Origin of the sequence: Mycobacterium sp. E3251 (assembly GCF_001666835.1) — a bacterium.
In the GTDB taxonomy this organism is placed as follows: Bacteria; Actinomycetota; Actinomycetes; order Mycobacteriales; family Mycobacteriaceae; genus Mycobacterium.
Window position 1 is genome coordinate 140,584 of sequence record NZ_LZJF01000141.1, and the last position, 15,088, is coordinate 155,671.

The 15,088-nt window shown below is 69.1% G+C and carries 15 protein-coding genes; 10 read left to right on the plus strand and 5 right to left on the minus strand.

The features are described 5' to 3' along the window. Position 1: 1 nt before the first annotated feature. The 3 genes from hsaC to hsaA are packed head-to-tail and all read right to left on the minus strand — an operon-like array spanning position 2 to position 2,963. A complete protein-coding gene (gene hsaC / locus A5697_RS17465; RefSeq protein WP_068011498.1) occupies positions 2–904 on the minus strand; it encodes an iron-dependent extradiol dioxygenase HsaC in 903 nt (300 codons plus the stop codon). Further along, a complete protein-coding gene (gene hsaD, locus A5697_RS17470) occupies positions 904–1,776 on the minus strand; it encodes a 4,5:9,10-diseco-3-hydroxy-5,9,17-trioxoandrosta-1(10),2-diene-4-oate hydrolase (RefSeq protein ID WP_067311088.1) in 873 nt (290 codons plus the stop codon). The genes hsaC and hsaD overlap by 1 nt, the downstream gene beginning before the upstream one ends. Before the next feature lie 2 nt (positions 1,777–1,778). Continuing rightward, entirely contained in the window at positions 1,779–2,963 is a 1,185-nt protein-coding gene (gene hsaA / locus A5697_RS17475; RefSeq protein WP_067944987.1) for a 3-hydroxy-9,10-secoandrosta-1,3,5(10)-triene-9,17-dione monooxygenase oxygenase subunit, read from the minus strand. A 156-nt stretch (positions 2,964–3,119) separates the two neighbouring features. Here hsaA and A5697_RS17480 point away from each other — a divergent pair, with 156 nt between their 5' ends. The 3 genes from A5697_RS17480 (at position 3,120) to A5697_RS17490 (ending at position 5,696) form a co-directional block, all read left to right on the plus strand. Further along, positions 3,120–4,202, plus strand: coding sequence for a ferredoxin--NADP reductase (locus A5697_RS17480; protein WP_067944985.1), 1,083 nt, complete (start codon positions 3,120–3,122; stop codon positions 4,200–4,202). A gap of 50 nt (positions 4,203–4,252) precedes the next feature. Further along, on the plus strand, positions 4,253–4,786 hold the full coding sequence (locus A5697_RS17485) for a hypothetical protein (RefSeq protein WP_067944984.1): 534 nt from the start codon (positions 4,253–4,255) through the stop codon (positions 4,784–4,786). A gap of 82 nt (positions 4,787–4,868) precedes the next feature. Further along, positions 4,869–5,696 (plus strand): class I SAM-dependent methyltransferase, encoded by an 828-nt coding sequence (locus tag A5697_RS17490; protein WP_068011499.1) that lies wholly within the window; start codon positions 4,869–4,871, stop codon positions 5,694–5,696. A 7-nt stretch (positions 5,697–5,703) separates the two neighbouring features. Here the strand turns inward: A5697_RS17490 and A5697_RS17495 are convergent, their stop codons facing one another. Next, positions 5,704–7,821, minus strand: a complete 2,118-nt coding sequence (locus A5697_RS17495; protein ID WP_068011500.1) for an acyl-CoA dehydrogenase — start codon at positions 7,819–7,821, stop codon at positions 5,704–5,706. Positions 7,822–8,158: 337 nt separating this feature from the next. Here A5697_RS17495 and kstR point away from each other — a divergent pair, with 337 nt between their 5' ends. Then, the gene (kstR, locus tag A5697_RS17500) at positions 8,159–8,758 is read left to right on the plus strand and encodes a cholesterol catabolism transcriptional regulator KstR (RefSeq protein ID WP_040621610.1); all 600 of its coding nucleotides are present in this window, start codon (positions 8,159–8,161) and stop codon (positions 8,756–8,758) included. 22 nt (positions 8,759–8,780) lie between these two features. Here the strand turns inward: kstR and A5697_RS17505 are convergent, their stop codons facing one another. Further along, positions 8,781–9,860, minus strand: coding sequence for a LacI family DNA-binding transcriptional regulator (locus tag A5697_RS17505; RefSeq protein ID WP_068011501.1), 1,080 nt, complete (start codon positions 9,858–9,860; stop codon positions 8,781–8,783). 129 nt (positions 9,861–9,989) lie between these two features. On the opposite strand from A5697_RS17505, the gene A5697_RS17510 reads away from it, so the two are divergent. The 6 genes from A5697_RS17510 to A5697_RS17535 are packed head-to-tail and all read left to right on the plus strand — an operon-like array spanning position 9,990 to position 15,086. Beyond that, complete coding sequence (locus tag A5697_RS17510; protein ID WP_082953450.1) at positions 9,990–10,931, plus strand: metal ABC transporter solute-binding protein, Zn/Mn family; 942 nt, start codon at positions 9,990–9,992, stop codon at positions 10,929–10,931. Continuing rightward, a complete protein-coding gene (locus tag A5697_RS17515; protein ID WP_067944976.1) occupies positions 10,928–11,752 on the plus strand; it encodes a metal ABC transporter ATP-binding protein in 825 nt (274 codons plus the stop codon). The genes A5697_RS17510 and A5697_RS17515 overlap by 4 nt, the downstream gene beginning before the upstream one ends. Next, positions 11,749–12,609 (plus strand): metal ABC transporter permease, encoded by an 861-nt coding sequence (locus A5697_RS17520; protein WP_067944974.1) that lies wholly within the window; start codon positions 11,749–11,751, stop codon positions 12,607–12,609. Before A5697_RS17515 ends, A5697_RS17520 begins: the two co-directional genes overlap by 4 nt. Positions 12,610–12,640: 31 nt before the next feature. Continuing rightward, positions 12,641–13,351 carry a sensor domain-containing protein gene (locus A5697_RS17525; RefSeq protein ID WP_231972095.1) on the plus strand — a complete coding sequence of 237 codons (711 nt, stop codon included), beginning with the start codon at positions 12,641–12,643 and terminating at the stop codon, positions 13,349–13,351. Between the two features lie 59 nt (positions 13,352–13,410). Continuing rightward, positions 13,411–14,169: a LamB/YcsF family protein gene (locus A5697_RS17530; protein ID WP_068011502.1), complete on the plus strand. Its 759-nt coding sequence runs from the start codon at positions 13,411–13,413 to the stop codon at positions 14,167–14,169. Beyond that, entirely contained in the window at positions 14,169–15,086 is a 918-nt protein-coding gene (locus tag A5697_RS17535) for an MBL fold metallo-hydrolase (RefSeq protein ID WP_068011503.1), read from the plus strand. The genes A5697_RS17530 and A5697_RS17535 overlap by 1 nt, the downstream gene beginning before the upstream one ends. The last annotated feature ends 2 nt before the right edge of the window (positions 15,087–15,088 follow it).

Consider the following 15,088-nt stretch of genomic DNA (forward strand, 5'->3'; position numbering starts at 1 on the left):
ACTATCCGCGGGCGCCGACCGTGAAGTCGTGGCCCCACAGGCTGACGGCCGTGCTTTCCCGGGCAACCCAGTCGTTATCCTCGACTTGCCTTCCCTCGCAGCCGAATTCGACGTCGAACCCGCCGGGTGTCTTCATGTAGAAGGACAGCATCAGGTCGTTGACATGCCGGCCAAGCGTGGCCGACATGGGCACCTTGCGGCGCAACGCCCGGTCGAGGCAGAGCCCGACGTCGTCGGAGTTCTCGACCTCCATCATCAGGTGCACGATGCCGCTCGGCGTCGGCAGCGGCAGGAAGGCCAGACTGTGGTGACGCGGGTTGCAACCGAAGAACCTCAGCCACGCGGGCGCACCGTCGGCGGGTCGACCGACCAGCTGGGGCGGCATCCGCATGGAGTCGCGCAACTTGAAGCCGAGCACGTCACGGTAGAAGTGCAAGGCCTCGTCGTCGTCGCGGGTGGACAACACCACGTGGCCCAGGCCCTGCTCGCCGGTGACGAACTTGTGCCCGTACGGGCTGACCACGCGGCGGTGCTCCAGTGCGACGCCGTGGAAGACCTCCAGGCAGTTGCCGGACGGGTCGGCGAACCGGATCATCTCGACGACGCGGCGGTCCGCCAGCTCGGCCGCGGTGGCCTCCTTGTAGGGCACGCCCTCGACGTCGAGCCGGTCCCGAATCTCTTGCAGCCCTTCGGCATTGGCGCATTCCCAGCCGGCCTCCATGAGGTGGTCGCGCTCGCCGGGCACGATCACCAGCCGGGCCGGGAAATCGTCCATGCGCAGATACAGCGCGCCCTCGGTAGTGCCGCTGCCCTCGACCATGCCGAGCACCTTGAGGCCGTACTCACGCCAGGCCGCCATGTCGGTGGCCTCGATGCGCAGGTAGCCCAGCGATCGGATGCTCATCACGCACCTCCCAGGAAATCAACGGTCAACTTGTTGAACTCGTCGAACTTCTCCACCTGCGCCCAATGTCCACACTGCCCGAAAACGTGGAGCTGCGCACGCGGAATGGTCTTCAGCGCGACCAGCGCGCCGTCCAGCGGGTTGACCCGGTCCTCGCGGCCCCAGATCAACAACACGGGCTGGCGCAGCCGGTGCACCTCGCGCCACATCATCCCGAGCTCGAAGTCGGCCCCCGCGAACGACATTCCCATCGCCCGGGTCGCCGTCAGCGATTCCGGCGTGCTGGCCAGCGCGAACCGCTCGTCGATCAGCTCCGGCGTGATGAGCTTCTGGTCGTAGACCATGACCCGCAGGAACGCCTCGAGGTTTTCCCGGGTGGGTTCGACCGAGAACTTCCCCAGCCGCTTGACGCCCTCGGTCGGATCGGGGGCGAACAGGTTGATGCTCAGCCCGCCGGGCCCCATCAACACCAGTCGGCCGGCCCGGTCCGGGTAGTCGAGGGCGAACCGCACCGCGGTGCCCCCGCCAAGCGAATTACCCACCAGCGGAACGCGTCCCAGCTCGAGCTGGTCGAACAGCCCCTTGAGCGCCCGCGCGGCGTAGTGGTTGAACTGCCCGTGCTCGGCGCGCTTGTCGGATAGTCCGTAGCCGGGCTGATCGACGGCCAGCACATGGAACCGCTGCGCCAGCACCGGGATGTTGCGCGAGAAGTTCGTCCAACTGGCAGCGCCGGGGCCGCCGCCGTGCAGCAGCACCACGGTTTGGTCGTTGCCGACCCCGGCCTCGTGGTAGTGCAGCTTCAGCGGTCCGTCGACGTCGACTTCGGCGAACCGCGAGGTGGACTCGAACGTCAGCTCTTCGGTAGCCGTCACGGCTAGACCATCGTGTCGCCCGGCGGCAACCCGAACTCGTTGTTCCCGAAGATCTGGTAAGCCCGCTCGGGATCGTTGGCGGCGTGCACCCGGCCGGCGTGCGCGTCGCGCCAGAACCGTTGCACCGGTTGGTCGTTGCCGAGCGCAGTGGCCCCGGAAGCCTCGAACAGCCGGTCGATGGAAGCGATCGCACGTCCGGTCGCACGCACCTGGTCGCGGCGGGCGCGGGCGCGCAGCTCGAACGGGATCTCCTTGCCCGCGGACAACAACGCGTACTCGTCGGCGACGTTGCCGCTCAACTGGCGCCAGGCCGCGTCGATATCGCTGGCCGCCTCGGCGATGCGCACCTTGGCGAACGGATCGTCCTTCGCCTTCTCCCCGGCGAACGCCGCGCGCACCCGCTTGCCCTGATGCTCCACGTGCGCGTCGTACGCGCCGTAGGCCATGCCGACGATCGGCGCGGAGATGGTGGTGGGGTGCATTGTGCCCCAAGGCATCTTGTAGACCGGAGCGGTGTTGGTCTGGTACCCGCCGGCGGTGCCGTCGTTCATCGCCTTGTAGGACAGGAACCGGTGCCGGGGCACGAAGACGTCCTTGACGACCACGGTGTTGCTGCCGGTGCCGCGCAAGCCGACGACATGCCAGACGTCGTCGATGCGATACTCGCTGCGCGGGATCAGGAAGCTGCCGAAATCGACCGGACGGCCGTCCTTGATCACCGGACCGCCGAGGAAGGCCCACGTGGCGTGGTCACATCCCGACGACCAGTTCCAGGAACCGTTGACCAGATATCCGCCGTCGGTCACCACACCCGCGCCCATCGGCGCGTAGGACGACGAGACCCGCACGTTCGGGTCGTCGCCCCAGACTTCCTCCTGGGCCTGCTGGTCAAACAGCGCCAGGTGCCAGTTGTGCACGCCGATGATGGAGCTCACCCATCCGGTGGAACCGCAGGCGCTGGCCAGCCGCCGTACCGCCTCGTAGAACAGGCCGGGATCGCATTGCAGCCCACCCCACTGCTCGGGCTGGAGCAGGGTGAAGAAGCCGACGTCCTGCAGATCCTGAACGGTTTCGTCGGGCAGCCGCCGCAAATCCTCCGTCGCCTGGGCGCGCTCCCGAATCCGCGGCAGCAGATCATCGATGCCAGCCAAAACCGACTGCGCGTCGCGTTGTTGAATGGACGTCACTAGGTTTGCCTCCTGGGCCAAACTTATTCAGCGGACTTACACCAGAGACTAGAACACGTTCCGATTTGTGTCGAGCAGGGTATTCCTGCGGCTGGTAGCGATACGAATCCGCTTTTCTGTAACATGTTCTAGTTGTAACGAGAGGGAGGATGGGTCTTGGCCGAGGCCAATCTCGACGAGCCGCTCGGTGACCACGTCCTTGAACTGCAGATCGCCGAGGTCGTCGCCGAAACGGACGACGCGCGGTCGCTGGTGTTCGCGGTGCCCGATGAGCCGGGCGACCCCGACATCCCGCCCGAACGGTTGCGCTACGCACCGGGCCAGTTCTTGACGTTGCGCGTTCCCAGCGAGCGCACCGGATCGGTGGCCCGCTGCTACTCGCTGTGCAGCTCGCCGTTCACCGACGACGCGCTGACCGTCACGATCAAACGGACCGCCGACGGATACGCGTCGAACTGGCTGTGCGAGCACGCGCGGGCGGGCATGCGGATCCACGTGCTGGCGCCGTCGGGCAACTTCGTGCCGAAGACGCTCGACGACGACTTCCTGTTGATGGCCGCGGGCAGCGGGATCACCCCGATCATGTCGATCTGCAAGTCGGCCCTCGCCGAGGGCAGCGGCCAGGTGACGCTGCTCTATGCCAATCGCGATGACCGGTCGGTGATCTTCTCCGACGCGCTGCGCGACCTGTCGGCCAAATATCCCGACCGGCTCACGGTGGTGCACTGGCTGGAATCGCTGCAGGGCATGCCGAGCGTGACCGCGCTGGCCAAGCTCGCCGCCCCCTATACCGATCGGCCCGTGTACATCTGCGGGCCCGGCCCCTTCATGGACGCCGCCCGCGAAGCGCTGGATTCACTGAAAGTTCCTGCGCCGCAAGTCCATATCGAGGTGTTCAAGTCGCTGGACTCCGACCCGTTCGCGGCGGTGAAGATCGAAGACACCGCCCCGGGCGACGAGCCGCCGGCCACTGCGGTGGTGCAGCTGGACGGTGAAACCCACACCGTGTCGTGGCCGCGCAACGCCAAGCTGCTCGACGTGTTGCTCGCGAAAGGTTTGGATGCGCCGTTCTCCTGCCGCGAGGGCCATTGCGGTGCGTGTGCGTGCACCCTGCGCAGCGGAAAGGTGAGCATGGAGGTCAACGACGTGCTCGAGCAACAGGACCTCGACGACGGCCTGATTCTGGCCTGTCAATCTCACCCGGAATCTGATTCGGTAGAAGTCACCTACGACGAGTAGTGGTGGGGTTAGGTTCACCGTTAGGGTTGGCGAACCGAGAGGGGAGCAGCATGAAGCGGCTGATAACCGGGTTTGCCGTGGTCGGATCGGCGCTGACGTTCCTGCCCGGCCCGGTCGCCGGCGCGGCCAGCAACACCGCGACCACGTTGTTCCCGCTGGACGGCCCCAACCAGCTGGAGACGCGCACCATCCTGAATTGCTTCAAGTCCGACGGCCACTGCGACTTCACCGCCGGCGCGGACATGCTGACGCCCGACGGGCCGACCGGGTTTCCGCACGAGCTGTGGGCCCGCCAGACCACCGAGATCCGGTCGTCGAACCGGCTGGCCTACCTGGACGCGCACGCCACCGGCCAGTACGAGCGGGTGATGAAGTCGATGGGTTCCGACGAGATCACCACGGTCTACTTCGGCGAGGGCCCGCCGGACAAGTACCAGACGACGGGTCGCATCGACTCCACGGATTGGCAGACGGGCCAGCCCAAGACCGACAACAACGTCATCGTCTGCACCCACATCCAGGTGGTCTACCCCGGGGTCAACATCACCTCGCCCAGCACCTGCGCGCAGACCACGTTCTCTTAGGGCGTCGAGATTGCGCCCGCGGTTGTGATGTCGCGCATTCCACGACCGTGGCGGCGATCTCGCCGCATGCCCCGGGCACATCATGGGTGAGCGCATAAACCTGACCGGGACGCAGCAGACCGCGCTGGTCACCCTCTACGGCAAGGCGCTGGACAGTCGCCGGCCCGATTCCATCCTCGGCGACCGGGAAGCCGACAGGGCCGTGCGGCGCCTCGACTACGACTTCAGCAGCCTGCACATGCGCCCCCGCGATCAGCAGTCCTCCGCGGTGCGCTCCAAGGCCTACGACCGGCGGGTCATGCGATTCCTCGACGGCCACCCCGACTGTGTCGTCTTGCATTTGGGCTGCGGGCTCGACACGCGGGCCTACCGCGTCAACCCGCCGACCACCGTCGACTGGTACGACATCGACTTGCCCGACGTGATCGCGTTGCGCCGCAAGCTGTTTGAACCGCGCGCGGGCCTGCACCTCCTCGGCGCCTCGGTCACCGACCCGCAGCTGCTCGACGGAATCGCCCGCGAGCGTGAGGTCCTGGTTGTCGCGGAGGGGCTGACACCCTATCTACGGCGCGCCGACGGCCTGGCGATGCTGCGGCGCATCGTCGGGCATTTCGAAGCCGGGGAGATGCTGCTGGACGGCTACAGCCGGGCCGGAGTGTGGCTCCTGCAGCGCTACCCTCCGGTCAAAGCCTCTGGTGCGCAACTTGATTGGAGCATAGGCGACCCGCGTGCGCTGGAGCGGGCCGTGCCGGGGCTGGTGTTCGACGGCGAGTGGTGGTTCGCCGACGCCGAAGAGATCCGCCGGGTCTACTCACCGTGGTACTGGTGGCTGATGCAGGTGCTGTTCCGGATCACGCCGGTCAGGCGCCTGGGCCGCGGCCTGCGTTACCACTTTCGGATCAGCCGTTGACACCGAGTCAGCGCGGTAGGCCGAGCAGTCGCTCGGCGGCCACGGTAAGCAGGATCTGCTCGGTACCACCGGCGATGGTGAGGCAGCGGGTGTTGAGGAAGTCGTACACCGCGTGGTTGCGGACCAGCCCCCCGCCCTCGGAGACGTCCATCATGTATTCGGCCAGCGCCTGCCGGTAGCGCACCCCGATGAGCTTGCGGACGCTGGACTGCGCCCCCGGGTCTTGCCCGCCCACGGCGAGCTGGGCGATCCGCTGGTCGAGCAACGCGCCGGTCTGGGCGATGACGATCAACCGGCCGAGCCGATCCTGCTGCGCCGCATCGAGATCCAACTCCGCGAGCACCTTGAGCAACTCCTCCATCGGGTTGCCCAGCGCGGTGCCGGTGGCCATCGCGACCCGCTCGTTGGCCAGCGTCGTGCGGGCCAGCCGCCAGCCGTCGTTCACCTCGCCGACCACCATCTCGTCGGGGACGAACACGTTGTCCAGGAAGACCTCGTTGAACAGTGAATCACCGGTGATCTCGCGCAGCGGGCGGATCTCGATGCCCGGCGATTTCATGTCCACCAGGAAGTAGGTGATGCCCTTGTGCTTCGGGGCGTCGGGGTCGGTGCGCGCCAGGCACACGCCCCACCGCGCCTTGTGCGCCGCCGACGTCCACACCTTCTGCCCGGTGAGCAGCCAGCCGCCCTCCCCGCGCACCGCCTTGGTGCGCAGCGACGCCAGATCGGAGCCGGCTCCCGGCTCGGAAAACAGTTGGCACCACAGGAATTCACCGCGCAGGGTGCCCGGGACGAAGCGCTCGATCTGCTCCGGCGTGCCGTGCTCGAGGATGGTGGGCGCCGCCCACCAGCCGATCACCAGGTCCGGCCGCACCACGCCGGCCGCGGCCATCTCCTGATCGATCAGCAGCTGCTCGGCCGGCGACGCGCCGCGCCCGTGCGGCGCAGGCCAGTGCGGCGCCTGCAGCCCCGCCTCGGCGAGCGCCGCCTGCCGTTTCTCTTCGGGCAGCGCGGCGATTTCGGCGACGGCGGCGGCGATCTCCGCACGCTGGCCCTCGACGCCGGTGAGGTCGATCCCCAGTCGCCGCCGCACACCGCCCTGGGTGAGTTCGGTGACGCGGCGCAACCAGCGCTCGGCGCCGCCGAGGAAGCTGCCGATGGCGTGCGCCCGGCGCAGGTACAGGTGCGCGTCGTGTTCCCAGGTGCAGCCGATGCCGCCGAGCACCTGGATGCAGTCCTTGACGTTGGCTTTCGCGGCGGCGATGCCGATGCTGGCCGCCAGTGCCGCCGCGATGGAGAATTGGTCCGCATCGGAATCCGCTGCGGCGCGGGCGGCGTCGGCGGCGGCCACCTCCGCCTGCTCGGCGCGACACAGCATCTCCGCGCACAGGTGCTTGACGGCCTGGAAGCTGCCAATCGGTTTGCCGAACTGCTCGCGGACCTTGGCGTAGTCGACGGCGGTGTCCAGCGACCAGCGGGTGATGCCCGCCGCCTCGGCCGCGAGCACCGTCGCTGCCAGTTCCTCGACGCGCTGGGACGACGCGGTGACCTTGGTGGCCGGGGCGGACGTCAGCACCACCCGGGCCAACGGGCGCGAGAAGTCGGTGGCGTCCAGCGTCTCGATTTGCACGCCGGCGCTCTCGGAGTCGACCAGGAGCCACGTCCCGCCGGCAGGCAGCAACAGGACGCCCCCGCTGGCGGCGCCCAACACCAATGGCAGGGTGCCGGAGGCCCGCTGACCGTCGAACTGCGCGTCCCCGTCCAGCGCCAGCCCAGCGAAGCGTTCGCCGCCGGCCAGCTGAGCCAGCAGTTCGGGGTCGGAGGCCACGAGCGTTGCCAGCGCCGTCGTCGCCACCGGCCCGGGCACCAGCGCCTTGGCGGCTTCCTCGACCATCGCGCACAAATCCTCGACGCTGCCGCCTGCCCCGCCGTGCTCCTCCGGGATCGCCACACCGAAAATGCCCAGCTCGGCGAGGCGGGCAAACACCGGGCGCCACGCGTCGGCGTCACCCCGCTCGACCTCGCGGATCGCCGTGGTCCCGCCGGGCCCCGCCGCCGAATTGCGGGCCCAGTCGCGCACCAGCGCACGCGCGGCGAACTGCTCGTCTGTGACGGTCGCTACCACTTTCGGGACCTCCGCGTCCTTGGACTCAACGTGACGCTGGGGCCTACGACCCCTAGCTCTCGATTCTCCTGCGTGTCTCGGGTCGCTGCGCAACCCGCCTCGTCGCAGACTAGAACGTGTTCTAATAGTGCCAGCGATCGACCGTCAAGTCGAACGCCATCACAGCAGCACACGCGGCTGTCCCGGCGGTACGGAGGTGGGAAATTCACACTCAGCATGCGTATCGTTTGCAAGCGAGCCGCCAGGAACAGGAGCAACCCGTCATATGCCAGCCGGTGCCAACTCGAGGGCCAACGCGAGCCGCGCGTCTGACTCGCAACCGCGCGAGGTCATGAACGTGGCGGTATTGGCGGAGTCCGAACTCGGCTCGGAGGCACAGCGGGAACGCCGGAAGCGCATTCTGGACGCCACCATGGCCATCGCATCCAAGGGCGGCTACGAGGCGGTTCAGATGCGCGCCGTCGCGGACCGCGCCGACGTGGCGGTGGGCACGCTGTACCGCTATTTCCCGTCGAAGGTGCACCTGCTGGTGTCGGCCCTGGGCCGGGAATTCAGCCGCATCGACGCCAAGACCGACCGCTCGTCGGTTGCCGGGGGTACGCCGTTTCAGCGGCTGAACTTCATGGTCGGCAAGCTCAACCGCGCGATGCAGCGCAATCCGCTGCTCACCGAGGCCATGACGCGGGCCTACGTCTTCGCCGACGCCTCGGCGGCCAGCGAGGTCGACCAGGTCGAGAAGCTCATCGACTCCATGTTCGCGCGGGCGATGGCCGACGGCGAACCGACCGAGGACCAGTACCACATCGCCCGGGTGATCTCCGACGTCTGGCTGTCCAACCTGCTGGCCTGGCTCACCCGGCGGGCGTCGGCCACCGACGTCAGCAAGCGGCTGGACCTGGCAGTGCGGTTGCTGATCGGCGACCAGAACGGCGGCTAGCCGGCGGGTCGCCGCCATCCGGCTAGGCGGGCGGACCGGCGGTGCGGCCCCGGATCAGCTCGGTAGCCAGGACCTCCGCGACCGGTAGGCCTGACCGCGGCGGATTCAGCAACATTTCACCGGCCCGGCGGCCCTTCTGCAGGCTCGGCTGCGACACGGTGGTCAGCCCCCGGCCGATCGCGTCGGGCACGCCGTCGAAACCGGTCACGGTCATCTGCCCGGGCACGTAAATGCCATGTGCGCGAAAGTAATCCATGGCGGACAGGGCCAATATGTCGGCCGTGCACATCAGCGCGGTGATCCGCGGGTTGGCCTCCAACGCCGCCTTCGCGGCGGCTCCGCCGGAATCCGGCAGGTGCTCGTAGCTCTCCACCACGGTCAGCGCATCCGGGTCGACGCCGGCGGCCGTCATCGCCTCCCACACGCCGACGATGCGTTCGCGCTGCACGTCGAAGGCCGGCGACCGTAACCGGTCCGCGTCCACCAACCCCTGCCGGCGGTCCCGGCCCAGCCGCATCGTCAGCAGCCCGATCTCGCGATGCCCGAGCCCGAGCACGTAGTCCGCCAGCTCACGCATCGCCGCCCGGTCGTCGATGCCCACCCGGGACACCCCGGCGAGCCCCTTCGGCTGGTCGACGACCACGACCGGTAACCGGCGCTGCAAGACGACCTGCAGGTATGGGTCTTCTTCGCAGACCGAATACACGACGAAGCCGTCCACGCCGGCACCGAGCACCGCGCCGGTCCCGTCCTCCATCCGCCGGCCGGGCCCGACGGCCACCAGCAGCAGCCCCTGCCCCAGCTCTTCGCAGGACTGGGCGACCCCTGCGACGAAATCCCGTGCCGCGGGATCACTGAAGAAGTAGGTGAGCGGTTCGGCCATCACCAGACCGACCGCACCGGCCTTGCGGGTGCGCAGCGAGCGCGCCACCGGATCGGGACCCGGATAACCCAGCCGCTTGGCCGTCGCCAGCACGCGCTCACGCAGGTCGGCGGAGAGCTGATCCGGCCGGTTGAAGGCGTTCGAAATCGTGGTGCGCGAAACCTTCAGTTCGTCCGCCAACGACGCCAGCGTCGCACGCCGGCGCGGTGCGGGGCTCACAGTCGGTGACGCTACAACGAAGCCGCGGGCGCGCCTAAGCGGCTTCCACTCGTCACTTTGTAATGGAAACGATTTTCATTACTATTGTGTGTCGGCCAGTCGGCCAGCGAGAGGACATCGGACGTGCGCATGGCGATCAAGCGGGTACGAAGCGCGGCCACCAGCGCACTGCGTTGGCTGCCTGCCGTGCTGGTCCTGCTCGCTGCCGGCACCGCGCCCACCGGCTGCGGCAGCCCGGCGCATCCGCGCGCGGCCACCGTGGTGGCCTCCACCGGCGTATGGGGCAGCGTGGCCCGCGCCATCACCGGCCGTCGCGTCGCGGTCAATTCCCTGCTGACCGGCGGCGACACCGACCCGCACTCCTACCAGGCCAGCCCGTCGGACGCGGCCGCGATCACCGACGCCGCCCTGGTCGTCTACAACGGCGGCGGCTACGACCCCTGGGTCGACCAGGTGTTGGCGGGGCATCCGGATGTGAAATCGATCGGCGCCTATGCGTTCCTGAAAAAGGACCGCGCGGGACAGCAGCCGGCCAACGAGCACGTGTTCTACAACCTCGACGTCGCGAAATCGGTCGCGTTCGCCATCGCCGACCGCATGGCCGTCGTCGACCCCGCCCACGCCGGCGACTACCGCGCCAACGCCGCCGAGTTCTGCCGCGGCGCCGACGGCATCGCCATCTCCGAACACGCCATCGCCAGCGCCTACCCCGGCACCGGGGTCATCATGACCGAGCCGGTCGGGTACTACCTGCTGGCGGCGTCCGGCCTGGTCAACCGCACCCCGCAAGCGTTCACCGCGGCCAACGAGAACGAGACCGATCCCGCACCGGCCGACATGGCGTTCGTCCTCGACCTGATCGACCACCGTCAGGTGTCAGCGGTTCTGGTCAATCCGCAGACCTCGACGTCCGCGATCAACGGCGTGCGGGATGCGGCGCGGCGCGCGGGCGTGCCGGTGACCGAGGTGAGCGAGACGCTGCCCGACGGGACCGACTACCTGAGCTGGCAGCGCAACACCGTCAGCCAGCTGCTGACGGCGCTGCAGTCCGGCCGGTCAGTACAGCCGTGAGCCTCGACGCGGTCCCGGCCGTCGACCGCTACCCGGACACCGTCTCGCTGCGGGGCGCCCGGCTCGCGTTCGGTGACCGCGTGCTGTGGGACCACCTCGACCTGTCGGTGTCGCGCGGCGAGTTCATCGCCGTCCTCGGCCCCAACGGCAGCGGCAAGACGTCGTTGCTCAAGGTGCTGCTGGGCCAGCTTTCGCTGTCCGCCGGGGTCGCGCTGGTGGACGGAAGGCCGATGAACTCGGGCAGCGGACGCGTCGGTTACGTCCCGCAGCACCGACCGATGGACCACGACGTGATGCTGCGCGGGCGGGACCTGGTTCGGCTGGGCGTCGACGGACATCGGTGGGGCGGCATGCCACGCAGATCCGCCGACCGGGCCCACCGGCGCGCGGCCGTGAGCGAGGCGCTGCGACAGGTCAACGCCGAACACCTGGCCGACGTCCGGGTGGGGGTGATGTCGGGCGGCGAGCTGCAGCGGATCCGCATCGCGCAGGCGCTGGTCAGCGACCCGATGCTGCTGTTGTGCGACGAGCCGCTGCTGGCCCTGGACCCGGCGAACGCGAGGCTGGTGTCCGGCCTGATCGACCGCCGCCGCCGGGATGCGTCGACCACCGTCATCGTCGTCACCCACGACCTCAACGCGATCCTGCCGTACGTGGACCGGCTGATCTATCTGGTCGACGGGCGCTTCCGGGTCGGCACCGTCGAGGAAGTGATGACCACGGAGACCCTGTCCATGCTGTACCGGGCCGACATCCAGGTGGTGAAGGTCAAGGACCGCTACGTGGTGGTGGGCGAGCCGACCGACTGGGCCCACCAGTGAACCATCGGCTCACCGGCGTCCTGGCGCACCTGCTCGACTTCGACGTCACCGCGCACCTGCTCCGCCACGACTTCGTCCAGCAGGCCCTGCTCGCGGCCGCGCTGCTGGGGCTGGTGGCCGGTCTGATCGGGCCGTTCATAGTGATGCGTCAGATGTCGTTCGCCGTGCACGGTTCCAGCGAATTGTCTTTGACGGGAGCGGCTTTCGCGCTGCTCGTCGGCATCCAGGTGGGCGTGGGCGCGCTGGTCGGCAGCGCTTTGGCGGCCGCGCTCTTCGGCGTTCTGGGTCGGCGGGCCCGCGAACGCGACTCGGTCATCGGCGTGGTGCTGGCCTTCGGCCTGGGCCTGGCGGTGCTGTTCATCTACCTCTACCCGGGCCGGACCGCGACCAGCTTCGCGCTGCTCACCGGGCAGATCGTCGGCGTCGGCTACACCGGCCTGAGCATGCTGGCGCTGGTATGCCTGCTCGTCATCGCCGTCATCGGGGCCTGCTACCGCCCGTTGTTGTTCGCCACCGTCGACCCCGACGTCGCCGCGGCCCGCGGCGTGCCCGTTCGCGCGCTGGGCATCGTATTCGCCGCACTGGTCGGTGTGGTGGCCGCTCAGGCCGTCCAGATCGTCGGGGCGCTGCTGGTGATGTCGTTGCTCATCACGCCGGCCGCAGCGGCCGCCCGAGTGGTGGCCTCGCCGGCGGCGGCGATGGTCGCCTCGGTCGTCTTCGCCGAGGTTTCGGCCGTGGGCGGCATCGTGTTGTCGCTGGCGCCGGGTGTACCGGTGTCGGTCTTCGTCGCGGGGATCTCGTTCGCGATCTATCTGTTCTGCTGGCTGCTGGGACAGCGGCAGGGCGTCCCCTCCTAAGCTGGTCTGCACAGACGTCCGAAAGGCTCTGGTGGCAAGGCAACTCCCGATCCTCCTGCAGGCGGCGACGTGCGTCCTCGCGGCCGGCTGCACCACCGTCGTCGGCGGTAGCGCCGCGCCCGCGGACACCCGCGGTCCGCTGACGCAGGCCCCGGTCGCCGTCACCGCCCTGGACGGGCTGCTGCTCGACGACGGGAAGATCAACGACATCCTGGGCGCGGGAATGCGAATCCGGTATCGCACGCAGGAGATGTGGGACTCCAGCCAGACGTTCAGCGAGAAGAGCTGCTTGGCCATGGCCGGGCCCGCCCAGCAGGCCGTATACGCGGACACCGGCTGGACCGCGGTGCGCGGCGAGCGACTGGACGACAGCTATGACGACCCCAAGGTGCGCAACGACTCCGTCAACCAGGCCGTGATCGCCTACCCCACGGCCCGGCAGGCCAACGCCTTCTACGAGGCGTCGGTACGGAGGTGGTCCGCCTGTGCCAACCGCCGATTCGTCGACCATCCCCAGGGGCAGCCCGAGATCGCGTGGGCGGTGGCCGATTCCCACAAGGTCGGCGGCACACTCAGCATGTCCGAAGAGCAGGTAGGCAGCCAGGACGACTGGCGGTGCCAGCGCGCGCTCACCGCGCGCAACAACATCGTCATCGACGTGGCCGCCTGCGGCTCGTTCCTGTCCGGCGGGTCCGCGGTCGACGTCGCCCAACAGATCGCGGCCGCGGTCGTCACCCGGTAGCGACGGATAAGACGACCGCCTCTACGGGTGGCGCTGGCGCTGCCCCATAAGCTGAGCGGGTGGCCCGCATCGACCTCAACGCCGACCTTGGCGAGGGCTTCGGCGTCTGGCGCCTCGGAGATGACGACGCCATGCTGCGGATCGTCACCAGCGCCAACGTGGCGTGCGGATTCCACGCGGGTGATCCGACCGGATTATCGCGGGTCTGCCGGGCGGCAGCCGAGCGCGGCGTCCGCATCGGCGCGCAGGTGAGCTATCGGGACTTGGCCGGGTTCGGCAGGCGCTTCATCGACGTCGCCGCCGACGACCTGGTCGCCGATGTCGTGTATCAGATCGGCGCTCTGCAGGCGATCGCGCGCGCATCGGGTTCCGCGGTTTCCTACGTCAAACCCCATGGGGCCCTGTACAACACGATCGTGAGCAACCGCGACCAGGCGAGCGCCGTCGCGGAGGCGGTGCGGCTGGTGGACCCGGCGCTGCCGGTGCTGGGCATGGCGGGCTCGGTGTTCTTCGACGAGGCCTCGCGCCGCGGCCTGCGCACGGTGGCCGAGGCCTTCGCCGACCGCGCCTACCGGGCGGACGGTCAGTTGGTGTCCCGGCGCGAACCCGGCGCAGTGCTGCACGACCCCGCGGCAATCGCCGACCGCGTGGTGGGCATGGTGACCTCCGGCCGGGTCACCGCCGTGGACGGCACACCGGTCACGGTCAGCGCGGAATCGGTCTGCGTGCACGGCGATTCGCCCGGTGCGGTGCAGATCGCGGCCGCCGTCCGCGACGGGCTCGCCGCCGCCGGCGTCGAGATCGGGGCGTTCGGCTGATGCGGGTGAAACTCGGCCGGCCCGACATCGGACGGTACGCGGACCGGTTCGACGCCCCCGCCGCCGAGCCGGGGTCCCTGTCGGTGACCTGGATGGGCGTGGCGACGCTGCTGATCGACGATGGGTCGTCGGCGCTGCTGACCGACGGCTACTTCTCCCGGCCCGGCCTCGCGCGGGTCGCCACAGGCAAGGTGGCACCGTCGCCGGCACGCGTCGACGGCTGCCTGGCCCGGGCCAAGGTGTCCCGGCTGGAGGCCGTGATCCCGGTGCACACGCACATCGACCACGTGCTCGACTCCGCGCTGGTCGCCGACCGCACCGGGGCGCGACTGGTCGGCGGCCGGTCGGCGGCCAACGTCGGGCGCGGATATGGACTACCCGAGGACAGGCTCGTCGTCGCCACCAGCGCCGAGCCAATTGCCTTGGGTGCCTTCGACGTAACGCTGGTCGAATCCCATCACTGCCCGCCGGACCGGTTTCCCGGCGTGATCGACGCGCCGCTGACCCCGCCGGTCAGGGCGTCCGCCTACCGCTGCGGGGAGGCCTGGTCGACGCTGGTGCACCACCGCCCGTCTGGCCGGCGGCTGCTGATCCAGGGCAGCGCCGGTTTCGTCAAGGGCGCGCTGTCGGGCCACCGCGCCGAAGCCGTGTATCTGAGCGCCGGGCAGTTGGGGCTGCAACCGAAGCCATACCTGGTCGACTACTGGACCGAAACCGTGCGCGCGGTAGGGGCGCGCCGGGTGATCCTCATTCACTGGGACGACTTCTTCCGGCCCCTGTCAAAGCCGTTGCGGGCCTTGCCCTATGCGGGTGATGACCTGGACGCGTCCATCCGCATCCTCGACGAGTTGGCCGCAGCCGACGGTGTCGCGCTGCACCTGCCGACGGTGTGGCGGCGCGAAAACCCCTGGGCCTGAAT

Excerpts from the sequence above, each read along its gene's own strand:
- hsaC (WP_068011498.1), bottom strand. The coding sequence starts at position 904 with ATGAGCATCCGATCGCTGGGCTACCTGCGCATCGAGGCCACCGACATG.
- A5697_RS17485 (WP_067944984.1), top strand. The coding sequence starts at position 4,253 with ATGAAGCGGCTGATAACCGGGTTTGCCGTGGTCGGATCGGCGCTGACG.
- A5697_RS17490 (WP_068011499.1), top strand. The coding sequence starts at position 4,869 with ATGGGTGAGCGCATAAACCTGACCGGGACGCAGCAGACCGCGCTGGTC.
- A5697_RS17510 (WP_082953450.1), top strand. The coding sequence starts at position 9,990 with ATGGCGATCAAGCGGGTACGAAGCGCGGCCACCAGCGCACTGCGTTGG.
- A5697_RS17535 (WP_068011503.1), top strand. The coding sequence starts at position 14,169 with ATGCGGGTGAAACTCGGCCGGCCCGACATCGGACGGTACGCGGACCGG.